Genomic DNA, 20127 nt, shown 5'->3' with positions numbered 1-20127 from the left:
GGTGCCGACTTTCGCCACCTGCATGGTTGAGCATGCCTTCGCCGGATCTGACGGTGTCTGTCCGATGACGTCCCGACTTATACACCCTGACGCGAGCCGTTTAAGCGGGGTCAATCTGCGCATCATTCGGGCAATACGCTGCCTACCGGACGCATAGACTCTATTCATCACCGCGTCCATGACGCATCGACCCGCCGGAGATCCGGCAACAAGTCTGCCCCTAGGGATCACGTCCTTTGGGGCGTCGTTCAGGGGCGCTTCCTTCGAGGACTTCCCATGAACCATCCGAGCGCTGTTTCCGGAACACAGGACGTTTCGATCGCCCAGATCGAAGGCGCAATCAACGTGTGGCGCAACCGCAATCCGGCAATCTCCGACGAGGACGTGCTGGTGCTGTGCGCTGAAGCACGCTGTCTCGCCAATCTGTACGGCACGATGACTTTTACCCGCGCGACCGCTGTACCGCGCGAGACGCTTACCGAAGCTCAGCTGGCCGCTCTGGCTGGCGCGCAGGCGTAAGGCACAACCGTTTCCCCGCGTCTGTCGGACGCATCGAAGCGCCGCATCTGCGGCACATCCAGCTCGCCCCTCAGGGACCACGTCCCCCGGGGGCGTCGTTTCGTGGGGCATTTCCTTTTCAGGTACCCCATGAAAATCTCTCCCTCGCAACTTCGCGAACTGCTCATCGCCTACGTTCCGGCCCGTCTTCCGGTGCTGGTCACCGGCGCACCTGGCATCGGCAAGAGCGACATCGTCGATCAGGCGGCTCGCGAAACCGGCCATGATCTGCTCATCAGCCATCCCGTCGTTGAAGACCCGACCGACTCGAAGGGGCTGCCGTTCCCTGACGGGAGCGTCGCCCGTTTTCTGCCGTTCGGGGATCTCGAGCGCGCGTTGAACGCGACAACACCGCTGCTCTGGTTCCTTGACGATCTGGGACAGGCGTCGCCGGCCGTGCAGGCGGCCAAGATGCAACTGCTGCTGGCACGCCGCATTGGCGAACACGTGTTGCCCGATTGTGTCACGTTCGTTGCGGCCACCAACCGGCGCAACGACAACGCAGGCGTGTCAGGCATTCTCGATCCCGTCATCTCGCGTTTTGCGACGGTGGTGGAGCTCGAGCCATCGATTGCCGACTGGACAGCCTGGGCGGTACGCAACGGGATTCCGGCTGAACTGATCGCGTTTCTGCGGTTCCGGCCGGATCTGCTGTCTGTGAAGAAGACCTCGCGCGATATCGAAAACGCACCGAGCCCCCGCACCTGGGGTTTTGTTGCGAAGACGATGCCGGTCGTACCGAAGTCGCTCGAACTCGTCTCCTACGCGGGTTCGGTGGGCGAGGGTGCAGCGAGCGAACTGATGAGCTTTCTCGCCATCTACCGCGAGCTGCCATCGCCTGACGCCATCATCCTGTCGCCGGACACGGCGCCGATCCCTGGAACACCGGCCGCGCTGTATGCGGTCAGTTCGGCGCTTGCGGCGCACTCGACTGAAGGAAACTTCGAGCGGGTGCTGACCTATAACCAGCGGCTGATCGACGAGGGCCACCGTGAATTCGGTGCGCTCCTCGCCCGTGACGCCGTCCGTCGCAACCCGGAACTGCAGAACACCCATGCGTTCATTCGCGCGCAGGGTGGTCCGCTCGGTCAGATCATCCGCGGCGAGTAACACGGCCGCATTTTTCGCTTCCATCTTTCCTGTTGCCACGGCCCGCCTTTGCGCGCGCCGTGGCTTTTTTCTTTCTGCGCAATCCAATCCCTTTCTATTCTGGAGTTTTCCATGAACATCACTGAACTGAAATCCCGCGTCATGCTGTCGGCCGTCACGGTCTCTGCCTGGCAGGCGCGCTGCTTTGACGTGAAAGCGACTGAAGAAGTCGAGAAGAACCATCAGGCGAAGGACATCGGGCGCTTCAACAAGCGTCTGTTGCCCGAGCATGCGCCGAGCTACAAGGAAGTGGTTTCGATCGGCAATCGCATTCGCCGCTATCACTACGATCACTCCCTGAAGTACGAACAGCTGGGCGTGCGCCTGCTGCCGACGACGATCTACATGTACTTCGCCGACCAGATGCGCAAGATGAAGGATGAATTCGACCTCGCCGTTTCCGTCTTCCTGACCGACTACCTGAATCTCAAGGAACAGGCACGGGTAGAACTGAACGGGCTGTTCAACGAGGCGGACTATCCCACGCTTGCCCGCATGTCGGAGAAGTTCGGCGTCAAGCTGGCGGTGCTGCCGTTCCCTGACGCGAGCCAGTTTGGCGTCGATCTGCCCGCCGACGTGCTGACGGATCTTCGTTCGGAAATCGACCAGCACGTGCTTGCCTCGATCTCGACGGCGAATAACGATCTGGTCGGGCGTCTATATGAAGCGGTCTCGAAACTGGCCGACAAGCTGTACGGTGCCACCGATGTTCGTCTGGGCGTCACCAACCAGGTGCGCGAACTGTGCGAACTGCTGCCGAAGCTGAACTTCACGAACGATCCGAAGCTCAACCACATCCTCGAGCAGGCGAAGACGCATCTCGCGGTTCACACCGGCGCGGATCTGAAGGAATCGCGCGTGCTGCGTTCGCAGGTCGCCGCCACGGCCTCGGAAATCGAGGGGCTGATGGCAGCGTTCATGGGCGGAGCACCGGAGCCGATGGCGCATCAGGTTACGACGTTCGCGCCGCTGGAGCAGGTTGTCCAGCCGGAGCCGACGCCGCTTCTGCGACTCGTCGCCTGAGGTGGCCATGGACCCGCGTATCTCGAATCAACGCACCGCGCTGGTTCTCGATCAGCCTTTCTTCGGGGCGCTCGCGCTCCGGCTGAAGGTTGTCGAAGATCCATCGTGTAAGACGTTCTGGACCGACGGGGAATCGCTGGGCTACAACCCGGCGTACCTCGGTGGTCTGAACGATCTGGAGACTCGGGGCGTGATTGCGCATGAAGTCCTGCACGTGGCCAACGGCCACTGCTGGCGTCAGGGCGATCGCGATCCGAAACTCTGGAACGACGCCTGTGACTACGCGATCAACCCGATCGTGTATGACGCAGGCATCCTGCTACCGAAAGGCGTGCTCGTCGACGCCCGGTTCAAGGGCAAGTCGGCCGAAGAGATTTACGGCACCCTCGCGAAGGAGAAGCGGCAGAAGGAGAAACAGCAGGAGAAGCAGCAGGGCAAGGGCAAGCAGGACGGTGGCAAACCGGATGCGCAGTCTGGGCAGCAATCGGCTCAACCGCCGAAGCAGCCGGACCGCGCACCCGGGGGCAACAGCCCACCACAGTCCACCAATGCGAACGGCGCGACCACACCGTCCGCGAGCCCCGACCCTGGCGCGACTGCAGATGCCGCTCCCTCCTGTGGCGAGGTCCGTCAATACAGGGGTGACGACAAGGCGCAGAAAGAAGCCGACTGGAAGGTCGCCGTGCTGCAGGCCGCGAAAGCGGCAAAGATGCGCGGCGTCCTGGGCGGTTCTCTGGAAGGCATGGTCCAGCTGGCGGTGGAACCGGTGGTCGACTGGCGCACGATCCTGCAACGCTTCGCGCAGGAATCGTCGCCGACTGACTACAGTTTCGCGATGCCCAATCGCCGGTATCTGCACATGGGACTGTATCTGCCATCGCTCAATGAACCGGCGGTCGGCGATGCGGTGTTCGTGCGCGACGCGAGCGGTTCGGTGTTTTGACGCGACGCAGGCTCAGTTCGACGCTGAAATCCTCGTTGTCAATGAGACTGTACGGCCACGCCGGCTGATCGTGCTGGACTGCGATACGCGCGTAAAGCAGGTGCAGATCTTCGAGCGCGGCGACGCTGTCGAGCTGCTACCGGTGCGCGGCGGTGGAGGCACTTCGTTTGTCGATCCGTTCAAACGGCTGGCCGACGAAGGCATTGACCCCGCGTTTCTGGTCTATCTCACCGACATGGATGGAACGTTCCCGACTGATGAACCGTCGTATCCCGTGCTGTGGGCCTCGACCAAGCCGCTCAGGCGCGCGAAGAAAGCACCGTTTGGCGAGATGATGGAAGTGATCTGCTGAGGGGCGATGTGACTGCCCATTCTTTTGAACGAAAGCCCGGCGATGTGCCGGGCTTTTTTTTCGCCCGTTGGTTTCCGTTTCAGGCGAAAAGGTCGAGCTGGCGCGGGTCGGTCTTCCCGCTGGCGGCCATGGACTGCGACTGCGGCGCTGGCTTCGGCTCGATGCGAAAAAAATCAGGGCTGACACCGGCGTTTCTGGCAGCCCGTAGCCAGTCGGGCATGTCGCCCAGTCCATTCCATTCGTTGCCCCGCGCGTCGCGATAGAGGGGCGCATTGTCGAGATCGTGCTGGATAGATGCCGCGAGTGCCTCCGGCGTGATGCCGAACTCGTCCATGCGCCGGCGAAGCCAGATGATGAGCCGCTCGCGCGCCTCGCCGTGGGCGATTTTTCCTTTCATCGTTGTGCAGTGGAAGCAGGCAAGAAAAAAGCCCGCACGGAGGCGGGCTGAATCCATATCGGAGGAGACATGGAGGAGACTGGAGTGAGTATAAACCCGTATTCGAAAACGTGCACGTTGGGTGCGGACTGGCGTTCACGCCCGCTTGCGGGCGATCTGATGATCGAATGATTCGCCGGCGCGGAAGCGGTCGAGTCTTTCGCTCGCGTCGGCGATCGCAGCGACTGGCGCCCGCTGAAGCTGATAGTCGTAGGTAGCAACGATCGTCGCGAACTGCGCAAAGCCATCATCATCGAGCATCCACACGCCGCTATCGCGGCCGCGGTCGAATGCCGATGTAATCACCCGTTCGGCGCACTGCATCTGTTCGAACGTTGCTGAGCCGTATCCAGCTTCCGCCAGCAGCCCCGTCAGGATCATCACCTGGCACAGGGTCTGGGCGGCGCTCACGTTGCCCTGACCTCGTCGCATCGCGTCGAGGGCTACGTGCGCCTGCAGGGAAAGCTCATCGGACGTGGCGCGCGGCATCGGCAACAGCGGTGTTTTCGCGCGGCGAGCGCGGGCGGCCTGCGGGTTTCTGCAAAACGGAAGGGTTCTTGCCATTGAAGCAGGGTGGGGTGGATGGGCAATCGCGCCGCAGACATATATCACAGTTTCCGGTTGCGATCAGACCGAAAGCTATACGGTTTAGTCGAGCTTTCCGGGTTAAACCCGTTAGCCGGCTGACGCACACGGGAGCCGGGTGCCGGAGTCGAGTGGCGTCACGCATGCCTATGGTCGATTACATCCAGCGCGACGCTTGCCCCGAAAGCTCGCTGATTTGACCGTTCTTTCGGTCTGCTTCAGGGCCTGGCCAGCCTGAACAATAGCAACATGTCAGAAGCTGCCGAAAATCCCCTGCTCAAACTGCGTCCGCTCGAAGAGAGCGCGGTTCGCATGTTTTTCGAGTCACTGCGTCCGTTGCGCGAGTGCTTTGACGCGCCCGACGTTGCCGAAATCATGATCAACGATTTCGGCAACATCTGGATCGAGCGCCGCGGCCAGATGCACCGGCTGGACCTCACGCTCAACGAACCGGTGCTTGACGGCGCGATCAGCGCGCTCGCGGCATCGGTCGACAAGTCCGCGGTCGCTGGCACCGCACAGGGGATTATCAACGCGGGTCACAAGAATCTCCGTATCGCATCGGTGATGCGGCCGACCGCAATCGACGGCAACGCGATGTCGATCCGCAAGCACCGCGACAAGCACCTCTCGCTTCACGACTACGTGAACATGGGCGCGTTCTCCCTCGTGAACGCTCGCCAGGAAAAGGAACTCGATCTCTTCCCGCCGGGCATCCAGGACGATGCACTGCGCGAGGCCCTGACCGCGATGGTGCGAGCCCGGCGCAACGTGCTCGTCGCTGGGGGCACGTCCTCGGGCAAAACCACATTGCTCAACGCGCTCAACGCCCAGATTCCTGAGGACGAACGCGTCATCACGGTCGAGGACACGATGGAACTGAAGCTGAGCGCGCCCAACCGCGTCCGGCTTCTGTCAAACCCCGACAAGGGCGTGACGACCCAACTGCTTGTCGCCCTGTGTCTGCGCTTCAGGCCCGACCGAATCATCGTCGGCGAAGTCCGAGGCGGCGAGGCCTATGACTTCATCCAGGCATTGAGCACCGGCCACGACGGCGGCATGGGCTCGATCCACGCCAACGACGCGCGTGGCGGTCTGAGCCGCCTCGAAAGTCTCGCCATGCTCGGCGTGCCGCCGGGCAGCCGGTGGGAACTGGCGGATATGCGAAAGGCGGTGGCCGACTGCTTCCACTACGTCATTCATCTTCGCCGCACAGGCGAGCTGCGTCACGTTTCGGAAATCCTCGAAATCAGGGGCTTCAGGGACGGCGACTACGTTCTCAACCGCGTTTTCTAACCTATCGGAGTGCCTTTAATGAAGAAGTATCTGCCCGAGTTTCTCGCTACCGCGCGCGAGCGCACGCGAGCGTTGAGCCGTTTCATCTGGACCCGCTTCCTGACGCGCCGGGAGCTGCGTTCGACGGTAGTGGGCGCATCGCTTGCAGCATTGGCACCGTTCGCCTCGGCCACCGACCTGACCGATCTCGGTTCCGCGACGGACGTCATCTGTCTGATCTCGGCCTATATCAGCGGTCCTTGGCTGTACGGCATCGGCATTGTGCTGATCATCGTCGGCGCCGTCGCGATCGGCAACTCCGAAAGCACGATCGGCAAGATCATCTCGACGGTCTTCGTCGGCCTCGGCCTCGCAGCGTGTGCGATACCGATTGTGAAAAACCATCTCCACATCACCTACACCTGTGCGTAAGCCCACCCGCGTCAGCCGTTCGCTTTCGCTGCCTCGCCAGATGGGCGGGGCAGATCGCGGACTCGCGATCGCCAACGGCACGATGTCCATGCTCCTCTGCTACACCAGCATGACGCCAACTTTCCTCGTCGTGGGCATCGCTGTTCACTGGCTGTTGCGCTGGAAAAGCTCGAAAGATCCGTGGTGGAAACAGGTCATGCTCGTCTACAACCGCTACGCGGACGTCTATGAGCCACTGCCGACCGCTAAGTTTTCGGCCCGGTTCAAACGTCCCTATGGATTCGATCAGGACCTGCCATGCTGAAGAAGCGCCTGAAGCGCCGCTCAATCCAGGAAATCGCCCCCTGGGCGACGATGGTCACGCCCGAACTGATCCTGGACAAGGACGGTTCGCTGCTGACCGTCTATACGTTCGATGGCGTGGACGCCGACAGCCCGAACGCCTCCGATATTTCGGCCGCGCGCGACAACCTGGATCACGCCTGCAAGAACTTCGACCATCGGATCACCGCATGGTGGAAGCTTTCGCACCGCCGCATCAAAGGGGATATCGGCGGGACGTTCGAGTCGTCCATGGACGCGCGCGTCGACGAGATCAACCGCGCCCATGTCGCTAGCGGGCGATATTTCCGCAACACGCACTCACTTGCGCTTGCCTTCACGCCCGAAACCGGCGTCAACAAGATCTTCGAGAAGGTCGCGTACCACATGACAGTGGGCGGCAAATCGATGCCGCTTGCCATCTTCGAGACCGTCAAGGACTCGGTACTCGCGCGTAGTGCCTTCGCGTTCGATATCGAGCGGCTCACGTCGGACATCAAGCGGTTCGAAGGCGTGATCGATGCGTTCAATGGCGGCGTCACGCGCCTGAGGATGAAGCGTTTGCAGTTGCAGAGCGCGCTCGCGTTTCTGCATCAGGCGGCCAATCCGTCCGTGCCGCCCCGGCGCGTGCGCTATCCCGTCACGATGCTGGATACGCACCTGACCGAGAGCGAAGTCACGATCGGCGCCGACACGCTGATGTTCGAATCCGCGCACGGCAAACGGTACGCGAAGGTCATCGCCGTCAAGGAGTGGATGGGTTTTCAGGAGGCGGCACTGGACGTACTCGCGGAAGTCGACGCCGAACTGGACGTGTGCGTCATGTTCCGCTTCCTGGACACAACGAAGGCGAGCGCGTACATCGAGAAGATCCGCAAGTTTTACAAGGTCGCCGCGTTCAACCCGTGGTCGATCATCAAGGCGTATTTCTCGCAGGAGGAGCAGAAAAACGACGAAGGACGCGAGCGTCTCGCTGATGAAGCGGAAAAGGCGCTGGCCAAACTGGTCGCGGAAGGTCAGCAGTATGGGTTTGCGAACGTCTCGGTGATCGTCTATGGCGATACGGTCGACGAATGCGACGACGCAACGCGCGAAGTGATCGGCCGCATCGGCAACGCTGGCTTTGGCGTGATCCTCGAGCGCGACAATCTGTTTGCCGCATGGCAGACGACGCTGCCGGGTCGCTGGGACCAGCAAAGACGCCTGCAGTTTGTCGAAACGCCGGCTGTGTCCGACATTGCCCCGGTGCGCAGCGTCTCGGAAGGCGACACGGTCAATGCGTGGCTCACGCAGCAGTCCGGCGAGAAGACGGGGCCACTCACGATGTTGCCGACGCGTCACAAGACGCTGCAGCGCGTGAGTCTGCACCATCCGGGCGGTAAGTCGCACGCGCTCGTGATTGGTCCGATTGGAGCGGGCAAGTCGATCTTTCTGAATTTCCTCGTCTCCCAGACCGCGCGCCACAAGGCGCGGCGAATCCGGTTCGACAAGGACCGTTCGACCCGCATCCCGACCATTCTGGCGGGTGGAAAATTCGTCGATGCAACGGGGCGCTTTGAGGCGTCGACCTCGGTCAATCCGCTCTCGCTGCTGCACGATGAAAAGCACTTCCCGTACGTCGCCGAGTGGGTACAGATGGCGATCGAGGACGATGACTTCAGATGCTCGCCGCAACAGCAGCGCACGATCTTCGAGAAGGTTACCGTCCTCGGGAAGGGCTACCCGCGCGAGCTGTGGACACTATCCAACCTCAACACCCTTCTGCCGGTGGAGCTGCGCGAACGGCTTGCGGTCTGGACCCAGGGCGAAAAGAACGGCCGTTTCTTCGATCACGTCGACGACGCATTCTCGCTTTCCGACGACATCTCGATCGAAATGGGGGATCTGTTCCAGAACTATCCGGTGGCTGCGGCGCTTTTCATGGACTACGCGTTCTACCGGATCGCTCAGTGGCTCGATGGCAAGCGCTACACGGTCATCGAGGTCGAGGAGGCAGGCTTCTTCTTCCAGTATCCGCGCTTCTACCAGCGACTGGAAATCTGGGCGGTGACGATCCGCAAGCTCAATGCCACGTTGCTGCTCGCGACGCAGTCGCTGTCCCAGGTAGCCCGGATTCCGAACTTTGAGATTCTCAAAGAGAACATCCCCAACATCTTCTATCTGCCCAACAAGGATGCAAAGAACAACCTGCATCTGTATCGCGATCTGTTCGGGCTGACGGAACACCAGATCGACATGCTGGCCAACGCTGTGCCCAACCGGGACTACCTGTGGGTGACACCGGACCAGACGCGCATGCTGCAGGCCAGCTTCCCGAAGGAAACGCTGGCGATGCTGCGCTCGGACGGCCGCGCGCAAGCCGTGCTCGACAGGCACTACACGTCCGGCGCACCGGACTGGCGCGACGCATACCTGCGCGAAATGATGACACTCGACTAACCCGACCTGAAAAAAGGAAATCAACGATGAAACAGATCCTTGGCCGCCTGACGCTCGCCGCAGGACTGATGCTCGGTATGTCGCACGCTGCGCAAGCCGTGCTGCCCGTCATTGACGCGTCTAACCTCGCGCAGAACATCATCACTGCGGCGAAAGCCGTCAAGACCGAGATCTATCAGGACAGCAACATCGTCTACCAGTACCAGATGATGGCAAACCAGCTGCTGCAGGCGACGAACCTCGACCCGGCTGCCATGAAGGCACAGTACGACCAGATCACGGGCGACATCAGCAAGTACAGCCAGCTTGCGAGCACCCTGAGCGACATGTACGGCGACCTCAACCAGGGCAGCCAGTGGATCAACCACGTCCAGACCCTGATTTCGCGCTCGGGCAAGTCGAGTTCACAGTGGTTCGCCGACATGGCAACGCTCTACAACCAGCGTGACAGCGAGGCCACGCGCCTGTTCCAGACAGGCAATGACGTCATGGTGCATGCCCAGACGCTGGCCAAGCGCCGCGAGGAGCTGCAGTCGCAGATGTCGCTCACGCCGACGGCACAGGCGACCGCTGAGATGACTACGCATTATCTGGACATTGTGTCGAGCCAGATGAGTGATCTGCTCCAGATGACGGCCGGCAAGCAGCAGCAGGATGCACAGAGACAGTCGGTTGCCAACCAGGACGACAAGGAGCGTGCCGCGGCCGCGCAGAGCTTCCAGGACAAGCAGACCGCCGAACGCGCGTCCTATGGCTTGTGAAGCGGCGGGTAGAACAGCATGCTTCGTTATCTGAACCGGCTTTTCCTCACGGTGCTTGTGCCGCTGTGTGTGTTCGCGTGCCCTGGGTTTGCGCTTGCCGACGATGTCACGACTTTGCCGGACGGCACCGTGGTTCCCGCTTCCAGCACACCCAGTGCGTCGAGCTCGAGTACCTCATCAGCCGCTTCGTCGCTTGTAAAGCCTGGCGAGTTGGCTAAAGGAAACGCGTCCGCAATGGACAAGATCACCGCGATGTTTGCGGCGGTGATCGGCACCGCCGCTGACGCGAGCAAGAGCATCAGCCAGGAATCGGACAAGTTCGCCAGTGGTCTCGCAGTCATCACGATTGTGCTGGCCGCGATCCGCTTTGCTGCGACGAAAGACCCCGTCATGGCGTGGGTCGCGCTGTTCGAGGAACTCGGGATGCTCGGCATTTTTGCATCGTTCTATATCGGGTACGCGACCTGGGTGCCATCGTTCTACAAGTGGTTCCAGACGCTGTCGTCAGAGATTGCCGGTGGCACGAACATGGGCAGTTCGCTCAGCATTATCGGCAACGCCGCCGGTCAGATCTTCGACTCCGTTGTACAGGCATTCTCCGGCGCGAAATGGTACGAATACATATCGGTGCTGATTGGCGTCTTCCCACTCCTTGCCGCGTACATTCTTCTGTCAATCACGTCGGTAGTGTTCCTGTTTTTCGTCAACGTGGGGCAGCTGCAGTTCGCGTGCGGCGCGGTCATGGGTCAGATCGCGTTTGCGCTCGGTTTTTCATCGCTCACGCGCGGCTATTTCAAGTCGTGGCTCGACTTCATGATCAGTTCGGGCATGTATATGGTCGTGGCCGCGATCATGATGAAGCTCGTGACGGGAAGTCTGGTCAACGCAGTTCAGGCCGGCGGCCAACGCGGGATTGACCACCGCGTTCTCGGCAGGCTACGTATTTGACCTTGCATTCTTTGTGTTCCTGGTGTCGTTTGAGATTCCGAAAATTTCCGGGATGTTCGGGGGTGGGACGGGCGCAAGCGGCGCGATGATTGGCAAGGTCGCGAAGGCAGCGACGAAGGTGCCGATCGGATGACCCTGCATACTCCCATTGAACACGCAGCGCTCGTCAGCGAATACCAGCGACGGGTGGACCTGATTGCCCAGTGTGCGAATGAAGCCAGCCAGAGCGAGCTGAACCGGAAGTGGCTCGTGATGGTGCGCGCCTGCGCGGCGTGGTTCTCGTCGTTGCCGTTGAGCCCGGATCTGTACCGTGAACCGGGTGGCGCCTTTCGCGCCACGATCGAGACGGCGTTCTACGCAATGCGGCTGGCTGGCGGCCAGAAGTTCGGCACCAACCTGCCTTCGGAAAAGCGCCGTCGCATCGAGCCGCAGTACAACTACGCGGTGTTTTTGGCCGCCGTGTGTTCGCGGCTTGATGAACCGTACCGGCACTTCGCCATCGAGCGGGACAGCGACCGTTTACTGTGGAATCCGCCGGTTCACGGTCAATTCGGTCCGTGGCTGGCCGGATCGTCCTATCGCCTGACGCGGCGCGAAAGCCCGCTGCCGGTCGAACGGATGCGTACCGGCATGCTGGCACAGATGCTGGTGGGCTCGGAACTGCTTGCCGGTCTCGACGCCGAAGTGCTCGCCGAACTGTTTGGCGCAATCAACCCGAACATGCGGCCGATCGAGGCAGAGTCGCTACTGCACAAGGTGGTCCGCCAGGGCGTCAGCACCGCCGACGAGTTTGATCGAAAGGCGCAGCGTGGCGTGTTCGCACCTGTGCAGTTCGCCGTGCCGTCAGCCGTACACGTCGCGGCCGAGCTCGAGCCCGTTGCAATGCCGGGGACACCTGTCACAGTCGCGCCGGCCGCGACGGCATCGACCGATCCTGCCCCCGCGTCGGCCACCCCCGTCTCGGCGCCCCAGCCAGCACCAACGACGCAGACGGCGGCAGCGGCAGTTGCAATGCCGCCCGGCATGGTCGTTGAGCCATCGACGGGCGAAATCCTGCCTTCGCCGGGACGTGCCGACACGGCAACCGGGCCCTCACCGGCGCCAGTGTCCGCCGCGGTCGATCCCGCTGCAATGCGCTCACCGGCAACCACGGCCAGTCAGGCGAAGCCGGCAAATGCGCCAGCGTTCGACGAGGTACTCAAGGGTCTGCCTAACTCCGTACGTGAGTTCTTTCAGGCACTCAGCGAAGACGTTGCCAGTGGCAAGGCGACCGTGCAGTCGACCGAAAAAGGGCTCGTCGTGCCCAAGCGTCTGATCGGCAGCTACGGCATCGCCGCCAGCACGCTCGTTGAACACATGCGCAAGCGCAGCCTGATGGTCGCCGACGCGGCGACCGAAGTCACCCTCGCGCCCCGCGCGGGACAACTCATACTCGCGAGCCCTCAGTGAACAGCTACATCAACCATTTCAGGCCAATCTACGAAGTGCGCGCGGCGGTTTTCTGGCTGGCGGCGATCGTGCTGTTGCCTGTGTCGGGCATGCCCTATGGCTGGGCGTTCGCACTGGTGGCGCTGGCGTTCTTCGGTGTGCGCTTCCTCCAGATCTGGCGAGCCCTGAAGTTCCGCATGGCCATCTCGACCAAGTGGCTGACGACGCTCGAGGTGCCGAAGCTGCTGCAGATCCAGAAGCGCATGCGCGCCGAAGCGAATTCGATGTACCTCGGCATCGGCTACGAGTGGACACAGAAGCATTGCCAGATCGTGCATGACATTCTGCGCATGCCGACCACGGATATTCCCGGGCTGCCGCGCTGGCTCAACCGCACGAAGACGGGCCGCAGGATCGAAAAGGCCATCGAGGGCATCTTCGCGCCGAAAGACAGCAAACGCGATCGCATGCCGCAGGGTTCGTCGTGGATTCACGGCATGGAGCCGAAAAAAGCGTTGGTGCCGTTTCACTATAAGGCGATGGGTGGTCACACCCTGGTGGGCGGCACGACCGGCGCCGGCAAGACGCGCACCTATGAGGTGATCTCCACCCAGGTCATCCACCTCGGCGACGTGCTCATCATCGTTGACCCGAAAAACGATGCCGAGTGGAAACTGCGCGTCGAGAAGGAATGCAGGCGTTCGGGCCGGAAATTCCTGTACTTCAACCAGGCCAAGCCGTCCGAGTCGATCCGCCTGAACCCGATCGAGAACTGGTCGCAGCCGTCGGAAATCCCGAGCCGGATTGCACAGCTGATGGAGGAGGGGCCGTTCCGCGACTTCGCGTTCCTGTTCATCGACCGAGCGGTGAAGGGCGAGCTCTACATCGGCGACAAGCCGACCCTGCGCTCGATCCTTAAGTATGCGCAGTCGGGCATCACTTCGCTGCTAGAAAAGGCGCTAAAGCGCTTCTTCGTTGAACAGCGGCTGCTCGACTGGGAGCAACAGGTCGCCACCGAAACCACGCGGCAGGGTCAGCGCAACAATGCCGCTTCGCTCGTCGACGGGATGATCGGGCTTTACAACGCGCAGTTCGCGTCACAGGAACGTGGCTACGAAGCCATCGACGGGCTGATTGCCACGCACGTGCATGATCGCGAGCACTACATGCGCATCATCGCGTCGGCGCTGCCACTGCTGCAGATGCTCGCAACGGGCGAGACGGGCCTGATGCTCGCGCCCAAGGCCGACGATTTCGACGACGAGCGCGAGATCTGGGATATCGATAAGGTCATCAAACAGAAGGCCGTTTTGTACATGGGGCTCGACTCGCTGTCGAACAACATCGTGCAGAAAGCCATCGCGTCGATGATCCTGTCCGATGTGGCTGCCGTGTGCGGCTCGATCTACAACTTCTACGATTCGCCGCCCGAAGTCGTGCTGATCATCGACGAGATTGCAGAAGCGATCAACGAACAGGTGATCCAGATCCTCAACAAGGGGCGCGGCGCAGGCTTCAAGGCGTTCGTCGCGTTCCAGGCGCGAGCCGACCTCGAGGCCAGGCTCGGAAATGCGGCAAAAATGCTGCAGGTTTTGGGCAATCTGAACAACCAGATAATCCTACGATTAGAAGACAGCGATACCGCGCAGTGGTTCTCTGACAAGGTCGGGGAAACCGCGATTCGCAACCTGACGCTCACTGGCAGTACGAGTACAGGGAGCGAGGCGCATATCGGTGAATTCACTGGGTCCGTTTCACGTTCGCTTCAACTGGAGAAGGTTCCGCTGATTCCAACCCGCCTGATTCACGGCTTGCCGAATCTGCAGTACTTCATGCGCATATCGGGCGCCGCCGTGTATCAGGGCCGTATTCCAATCCTTCAGGGCTGAAAACCACGCATGTCTGTCGTATTCAAAAAAATTATCCGCGAACACAAGCTGTCCTCCCGCCTGATTCCCGTTTTTACCGTGGCGCCGGAGCTTGAACTCGCCTGCGCGCGCGTGGCCGATTTCATCGGGGAGAAGTTCATGGGCGAGCGCGAGCCCCTCGTCAAGGAGATGCTGGCATGCGGGCTGGCCGCGTACAAGCGGACCCGCAAGACGGGCAATCCGCATATTGCGTTCATGCAGGGTCTGTTTTCCCGCGCACACCTGCTCTATGCGCGCCGTTACGTGGCGATGGACGGCGATCGCTGTCACGTCTGGCCGCCAATGTTTGAGCCGGTGACCACGTTCGAGGCCCGATACGGGAAGCTGGAAACGGGCATGTTCGACGAGCGCTGCCCGGAATCGGTCACCCAGCGCTCTGCCGCATTCCAGCTGGCCGCACGCGCGTTGACGGGCGAAAATTTCCGACTCTATTTCGAGGACTACGATGTCGCTCATGCCTTTTCTGATAGCGAAGCTCTCGAGGGTTGAACCGGATGTCGCACGCCGTGCGATATCGACTGCCAGCGCGATCGACGAGATCGAAGGCGGGCATCCGGCTGAGTTTTCACGCGGTCCGAACGCAATGGCCTTCGCACTGGCGCTCTTTGTCGCGCGGCGGCCCGTGCATTTCTATCTTGGCCTGGCGGGGCTCATTGGCTTTCCGGTCTACCTTCTGGTGCGGATCGGGTCGTTCCTGATCGAGTGGGGGATGCACGCGTATGGCCAGTAGCCGGTTCGTCTCCCACGTCAAATGGTGGTTCTTCTTCGTCCCGTTGATTGCCGTGTTCATCATGCCGGCCATTCCTGACCCGTCGCTGTTCTCGGTGCCGCCCGGGGAAGCCGAATCGGTTGCAGCGATTGTCGGCGTCGAGCGGGCCGAAGAAGTGGTCGAGAAGGCCAACGAGCGGTTCAAGGCCTGGTTCGTACAGACGGGTCTCGTGCGCGCAACCATCAACGCGACGGGAACCGGCGATCTTGGCGATGGCGGAGTTTCTGACTTCGCCCGGACCTGGGTCCACAATTTCTGGCACGAGTTGTACCGTGTCGTGTACCGCGCGAGCGTCATGAAGCTCTGGATTTTCGGCACGATGATCTTCTGTCTGGCGGCGTTCTTCGACGGTGCGATGCGTCGCAAGATCAAGGCGTCGGCTGCGGGTTTTGCCAGTCCGCTGTCGTTCCACCTGGCCGGTCACGGCATCCTGCTGGTGTTTGGCGTTGCCTTTGCGGTGCTCGTCGCGCCGATCCCGGTGCTCGCGCCGTGCTGGATCGCCATCGCGGCGGTCCTCGGTGCGCTTTTGTGGCACGCAGCGTCGTCCTACCAGTGATCGACTAGCCCGAAAGCTACGTCAAAAACCGCATCATTCCGGGTTAAAGCCGTCAGCCGGCTGACGGCACATTCATTCCGGCTCACCTTGCGGGGCAGAGCTTTTTCAGCGCCCCATAAAGCCACGGCTCGTTGATTCGGCCCCAATCGGCCCCATCAAACCGCTGTGTGGCCACCACCTCACCCGATTCATCGAGCAAAGTCGTTTCCGTGCGCATGATTGTCAGACGCTCGCAATTCAGGATCTGTTCAGAGACCGCCTGACTGAAGAAAATCTGTTGCTGATATGTAGGAGGGAGTCTGGTGTTGACCGGGGTTGGAAAGGTTTCCTTCTCAAGAAAGCTTGTGAGTCCATCCTCATGGCGTATCGAATCGAAATCTATGTAAATGCGATGGGGCCTGTTGACCTGCTGAATCCAGTTCTCAGCATGTGCGGCGATGGCACTGCAAAGCATGCATAAGCTAACGATTGTCTTTCTCATGGTCTCGCTCTGAACTTGTGAGGACCGCAAGGCCGCCCTCAAATTCCTGTAGTCAAACACGCGATAGCTTACTCGAATGTGGATCGGCGTCGGCATCGATGGACGCTTCACGCGCTCGCAGCCGTTTTCCAAGACCACAGATATTGACGCGGCTCGCACTGCGAGCATGGGCGAGCGAGTGGGACTCTGCCCTGGTCCGATCATCAACTGGTCAGAAAGATGCTTCAAATCACACATGTTTTGACGGTCCCGGCGAGGTGAGGCTCGCAACAATAGGGACATGCCGCGCGCGTGCGCGTGCACTTTCCACAGGGACCCCTCATGAGCACCATCTCCGAAGAGACGAATCTCGACGCCGCAAACCAATCGTCAGCAAACAACATCGATGCCGCAGCGGGCCACCCAGCAACAGGTGACGATGCCGCGGGTGCTTCGCCGGCGAACCAGCATGCGACGACGGATGGCGCGGACGGCGGCGAGATCGAACTCGAGTTGCAACAGATGGAAGACGCGGCGAACACCCTTCAAAAGGAAGGGATGATCAGCGACTCCGAAGCCGCGCAAAAGCGCGAGCAGGTCGCCCGTACGCGCAAGCTTTTCCGCGAGCTGTCTCCGGACGAGCGCGCCGCGATCGTGCGTCGCCGGCGGGAAATCGGCCGGGAATTGATGGAGCGCCAGCTTTCCGGTGCGGCGGTGGTGGCCGCGACGGTGCGCCTGAATCACACCCGCCTGAAGCCGCTGTTCGAACAGTGGTGGCCGTACCTGAACCGCATGAGCATCAATATGCAGCGGTTTGGCCGCTCGACGTTCGGAGCGGAGGACCAGGGCACGGTCACCGCGTGGCTGGAAAAGCAGGTCACCGAGCTCGAAGCGTATGTTGATGAACAGCTTGGCGTGGCTCAGGACTTCCGCGAGAAGACCGAGCAGAAGCTGCGTGATCAGGGCGACATCGTGTTCGCGCCGACGGTGACGAAGCCGTCGCTCGCTATCGAGGTAGAGGCGTATTCGCGTTTCTCGATGCGTCTGCTGTCACTGCTGATGAAATTCGACCGGGTGATGGACAACTTCGATTTTCTCGTCTGGAACGGCATCCGCGATCAGTCGGACGTCGACGAGGAAACGACGCGCTTTCTGCGCAAGTTCCACCCGATTGGCGTGCGTGGCTACATGACCCACCTCCGCCTGATGACCACGGTGCGTGGTCGCTAACCGTTGGTGCGATCATGCTCGACGGCCTGAATCCCCAGCAGCGTGAGGTTGCCGAGCACCGCCGGCACTGCGTTGCGATCGCGTGTCCGGGCGCGGGCAAGACGAAGACGATTGCTGCCAAGGCCGCTCTGCTCCTGGCGCAGCCCACGGCGATCGTTGGTGCCGTGACCTTCGGCAAGGATGCGGCCGTGCAATTGCGCGATCGTATCCTTGCGCTGGCGGGCACTCAGGCAAAGCGTCGGCTGGTCGCCGGTACCTTCCACTCGCTGGCGTTCCGGCAGCTGGGGCAGCCCGGCGGAAAGAGACGGGACATTGCATCCGATGGAGATCGCATGGGTCTGATTGCCCGTGTGATTGCCGAACTCGGCCTCGAATGGAAGCCCGAAGAAGTCGTGCCCGTCATCGAGCGGATCAAGACCAATTTCGGTCGCGTCGAGGCTGGTACCGCCGACGCGCAACTCTATGAGGCCTATCAGGAAGCGCTTGCCCGCAACGGCAAGATCGACTTCCAGGACATGCTGCGCCTCGCGGTTGCGGGCATGGAGGCGGGAGACATCACGCCATATCGCTTCACGGACCTGCTCGTTGACGAGTTTCAGGACACGGACCCGTTGCAGTACCGGTGGGTCGAGCTTCACGCGGAGGCGGGGGCGCAGGTGACGGTCGTAGGCGACGATGACCAGAGCATCTATGGATTCCGCGCCGCGCTCGGTTTTCGCGGAATGGAAAGCTTCGCCGAGGCGTTCAATGCGCAACGGGTGGTGCTGGGCAGCAACTACCGGTGCCGCAGCGAAATCCTCTCGGCCGCCGACCGGGTCATCCGCAATAACGCGGATCGCATTCCGAAGGTTCTGCAGGCCGAACGCGGCGCCGGCGGCTCGGTCGTGACGAAGCGGTCCGACGACGAATATGCGGACGCCGTTGCCGCGGTGGAATTTCTGCAACCGCTGCTCGCGTCCGGCAAGTCGTGCGCCATCCTCGCGCGCACGAACCGCATTCTCGATCCGATCGAAGCGGTTTGCCGGTCGCATGGCGTACCGTACTTCCGCGCGTCCGGCAGTTCGGTACTGAACCGGCCACAGGGCGCGCTGATGTGCAACCTGCTCGAAATCGTCGAGGGCCGCAAGCAGAACGGCCTTGATGCGGTCCTGGGCTACATGGGGGTAAATTCAGCGCATCTGGGTTCACTGCACCGCGACATGGGGTCCGCGCTCGTACAACGGCAGAAAAAGGATCTGGTCGCGCTAGGTCTGCCTGAAGAGACAGCAACCGTCTACCGCGCGTTCATGAAGCGTCTGGGCGAATGGCAGCTGATGTGCGAGCGTGAGTTTTACTCGCTTGCGCTTGATGGCGTGCTGGAACTGATGATGACCTATGCGAAGGCCGATCCGGCGATTCGCGCAATCCAGGGCACGTATGACGTGCTGTCGCGACTTAACGGCACGTTTGCCGAGCGGATCGAATATCTCAAGCGGGATAACAACAAGCCCGCGGACGGTGCGCTGGTGCTCACCACCATGCACAGTTCGAAAGGGCTGGAATGGGACCACGTCTGGATCACGCGTGCCGAAGAGGGTATCGTGCCCGACGAGAAAAGCACCGAATCGGAAGAACGGCGTCTGTTCTATGTCGCGATGACGCGGGCGCGCGACAGCCTTGTCATCGCCACGATCAAGAAAAATCCCGTGTCGCGATTCGTCATCGAATCGGAAGCACGATAGGAATCTCTGGAGTTTCCATGCTCGATCGACTGTTTCGCAAGCTTGGATATGTACCTGTCTCATCGCTAAACCTTATGCCGCCTGAGACCGCATCGCAGACGCCAGCGGTTGCACCGCATCGACACCGGGCATCGGCCTTCGAGTTCGACAGGGCAAAGCTCGACGGCCTGTGCTATTCGTACTGCGACGGCGACTTTCACTACTATGCGGTCGGTCGTGATGACTGGATACCAATGGGGGTCGCGGGCTTCTCGCTGGTGAGCCAGCAGCAATGTCGTACATGGCTGAACGAGAACCTGCGTTCACGCGTCTGGGTCGGAACCGGAACGCTGGAATCGTGGCATGCGGAGAACCGGCCGGTGCTCGACAGGATTGGCTCGCGGGAACTCGTGTCACCCCTGAATCTGGCGATGGCTACAGTCATCGGAGAAGAGGAACTGGTCCCGTTCGTGGAGGCCATCGAGATGGCGGAACTGTTCGCGTTGGCGTGGCAGCGCGCCCGCGTCGCATCGCCGTTTTTCTTTCTGGCCAATTCGGAGCATTATGCCGCCTTGCGTGATCACCACGCGCTTCGCTTCGCGCATGAGGCGAACGATCATGCCCTGGAAAGGGTCACTGAGTGGCTCGCCACCTGGTTCGCGGCACGCGGCCTGACGGTTGACGGGACGCGGTGCCTCATCAATCTGCCGGGCTACCGCGCGCTCTTTTATAGGGCACCGGCAACGCTTTGACCGGCCAGCCTTCCGGTCGTAGATGGAGTAAAAAAGGGGCGCTCCCCGTCAGGAAGCGCCCTTTGTCGCTACGCGGCGCGGA

The 20127-nt window shown here is 61.3% G+C and carries 20 protein-coding genes and 1 pseudogene; 18 read left to right on the top strand and 3 right to left on the bottom strand.

What is annotated here, in order from left to right:
* The first annotated feature begins 276 nt into the window (after nucleotides 1-276).
* From OKW29_RS02900 to OKW29_RS02885, 4 genes and pseudogenes are all read left to right on the top strand, one after another.
* On the top strand, nucleotides 277-519 hold the full coding sequence (locus OKW29_RS02900) for a DUF3717 domain-containing protein (protein WP_429289890.1): 243 nt from the start codon (nucleotides 277-279) through the stop codon (nucleotides 517-519).
* A 129-nt stretch (nucleotides 520-648) separates the two neighbouring features.
* The gene (locus tag OKW29_RS02895) at nucleotides 649-1668 is read left to right on the top strand and encodes an ATP-binding protein (protein ID WP_429289889.1); all 1020 of its coding nucleotides are present in this window, start codon (nucleotides 649-651) and stop codon (nucleotides 1666-1668) included.
* A gap of 111 nt (nucleotides 1669-1779) precedes the next feature.
* Nucleotides 1780-2730: a hypothetical protein gene (locus OKW29_RS02890; RefSeq protein WP_429289888.1), complete on the top strand. Its 951-nt coding sequence runs from the start codon at nucleotides 1780-1782 to the stop codon at nucleotides 2728-2730.
* A gap of 7 nt (nucleotides 2731-2737) precedes the next feature.
* Nucleotides 2738-4025: pseudogene (locus tag OKW29_RS02885) on the top strand (vWA domain-containing protein).
* A 79-nt stretch (nucleotides 4026-4104) separates the two neighbouring features.
* Here the strand turns inward: OKW29_RS02885 and OKW29_RS02880 are convergent.
* On the bottom strand, nucleotides 4105-4422 hold the full coding sequence (locus OKW29_RS02880) for a hypothetical protein (protein ID WP_429289887.1): 318 nt from the start codon (nucleotides 4420-4422) through the stop codon (nucleotides 4105-4107).
* Between the two features lie 135 nt (nucleotides 4423-4557).
* Nucleotides 4558-5025, bottom strand: a complete 468-nt coding sequence (locus tag OKW29_RS02875; protein ID WP_429289886.1) for a hypothetical protein — start codon at nucleotides 5023-5025, stop codon at nucleotides 4558-4560.
* A gap of 270 nt (nucleotides 5026-5295) precedes the next feature.
* On the opposite strand from OKW29_RS02875, the gene OKW29_RS02870 reads away from it, so the two are divergent.
* The 11 genes from OKW29_RS02870 (at nucleotide 5296) to OKW29_RS02820 (ending at nucleotide 15903) form a co-directional block, all read left to right on the top strand.
* Nucleotides 5296-6342, top strand: a complete 1047-nt coding sequence (locus OKW29_RS02870) for a CpaF family protein (protein ID WP_429289885.1) — start codon at nucleotides 5296-5298, stop codon at nucleotides 6340-6342.
* Between the two features lie 18 nt (nucleotides 6343-6360).
* The gene (locus tag OKW29_RS02865) at nucleotides 6361-6753 is read left to right on the top strand and encodes a conjugal transfer protein TrbC (RefSeq protein ID WP_429289884.1); all 393 of its coding nucleotides are present in this window, start codon (nucleotides 6361-6363) and stop codon (nucleotides 6751-6753) included.
* Nucleotides 6754-6793: 40 nt separating this feature from the next.
* Nucleotides 6794-7057 (top strand): conjugal transfer protein, encoded by a 264-nt coding sequence (locus OKW29_RS02860; protein WP_429289911.1) that lies wholly within the window; start codon nucleotides 6794-6796, stop codon nucleotides 7055-7057.
* Nucleotides 7051-9513, top strand: coding sequence for a VirB4 family type IV secretion system protein (locus OKW29_RS02855; protein WP_429289883.1), 2463 nt, complete (start codon nucleotides 7051-7053; stop codon nucleotides 9511-9513). Before OKW29_RS02860 ends, OKW29_RS02855 begins: the two co-directional genes overlap by 7 nt.
* A gap of 26 nt (nucleotides 9514-9539) precedes the next feature.
* Nucleotides 9540-10274 (top strand): type VI secretion protein, encoded by a 735-nt coding sequence (locus tag OKW29_RS02850; RefSeq protein ID WP_429289882.1) that lies wholly within the window; start codon nucleotides 9540-9542, stop codon nucleotides 10272-10274.
* Between the two features lie 234 nt (nucleotides 10275-10508).
* Nucleotides 10509-11222, top strand: a complete 714-nt coding sequence (locus OKW29_RS02845) for a type IV secretion system protein (protein ID WP_429289881.1) — start codon at nucleotides 10509-10511, stop codon at nucleotides 11220-11222.
* A 129-nt stretch (nucleotides 11223-11351) separates the two neighbouring features.
* Nucleotides 11352-12671 carry a TraI domain-containing protein gene (locus tag OKW29_RS02840; protein WP_429289880.1) on the top strand — a complete coding sequence of 440 codons (1320 nt, stop codon included), beginning with the start codon at nucleotides 11352-11354 and terminating at the stop codon, nucleotides 12669-12671.
* Nucleotides 12668-14539: a conjugative transfer system coupling protein TraD gene (gene traD, locus OKW29_RS02835; protein ID WP_429289879.1), complete on the top strand. Its 1872-nt coding sequence runs from the start codon at nucleotides 12668-12670 to the stop codon at nucleotides 14537-14539. The genes OKW29_RS02840 and traD overlap by 4 nt, the downstream gene beginning before the upstream one ends.
* 9 nt (nucleotides 14540-14548) lie before the next feature.
* Entirely contained in the window at nucleotides 14549-15067 is a 519-nt protein-coding gene (locus tag OKW29_RS02830; protein ID WP_429289878.1) for a hypothetical protein, read from the top strand.
* Complete coding sequence (locus OKW29_RS02825) at nucleotides 15033-15308, top strand: hypothetical protein (protein WP_429289877.1); 276 nt, start codon at nucleotides 15033-15035, stop codon at nucleotides 15306-15308. Before OKW29_RS02830 ends, OKW29_RS02825 begins: the two co-directional genes overlap by 35 nt.
* Nucleotides 15298-15903, top strand: a complete 606-nt coding sequence (locus OKW29_RS02820) for a DUF4400 domain-containing protein (protein ID WP_429289876.1) — start codon at nucleotides 15298-15300, stop codon at nucleotides 15901-15903. Before OKW29_RS02825 ends, OKW29_RS02820 begins: the two co-directional genes overlap by 11 nt.
* Before the next feature lie 82 nt (nucleotides 15904-15985).
* Here OKW29_RS02820 and OKW29_RS02815 read toward each other — a convergent pair whose 3' ends face one another.
* The gene (locus OKW29_RS02815) at nucleotides 15986-16384 is read right to left on the bottom strand and encodes a hypothetical protein (RefSeq protein ID WP_429289875.1); all 399 of its coding nucleotides are present in this window, start codon (nucleotides 16382-16384) and stop codon (nucleotides 15986-15988) included.
* Nucleotides 16385-16705: 321 nt separating this feature from the next.
* Between OKW29_RS02815 and OKW29_RS02810 the strand changes: the two genes are divergently transcribed.
* Genes OKW29_RS02810 through OKW29_RS02800 form a run of 3 tightly spaced genes read left to right on the top strand, consistent with a single transcriptional unit; the run spans nucleotide 16706 to nucleotide 20045 of the window.
* The gene (locus OKW29_RS02810) at nucleotides 16706-17593 is read left to right on the top strand and encodes an ATPase (RefSeq protein WP_429289874.1); all 888 of its coding nucleotides are present in this window, start codon (nucleotides 16706-16708) and stop codon (nucleotides 17591-17593) included.
* A 14-nt stretch (nucleotides 17594-17607) separates the two neighbouring features.
* Nucleotides 17608-19314, top strand: coding sequence for an ATP-dependent helicase (locus tag OKW29_RS02805; protein WP_429289873.1), 1707 nt, complete (start codon nucleotides 17608-17610; stop codon nucleotides 19312-19314).
* Between the two features lie 17 nt (nucleotides 19315-19331).
* On the top strand, nucleotides 19332-20045 hold the full coding sequence (locus tag OKW29_RS02800; protein ID WP_429289872.1) for a hypothetical protein: 714 nt from the start codon (nucleotides 19332-19334) through the stop codon (nucleotides 20043-20045).
* The last annotated feature ends 82 nt before the right edge of the window (nucleotides 20046-20127 follow it).

It is taken from the genome of Paraburkholderia sp. CI3 (assembly GCF_050436505.1).
GTDB classification, from domain to species: domain Bacteria; phylum Pseudomonadota; class Gammaproteobacteria; order Burkholderiales; family Burkholderiaceae; genus Paraburkholderia; species Paraburkholderia tuberum.
The sequence above is the reverse complement of the archived record's forward strand: the minus strand, read 5'-3'. Positions and strand labels throughout refer to the sequence as shown.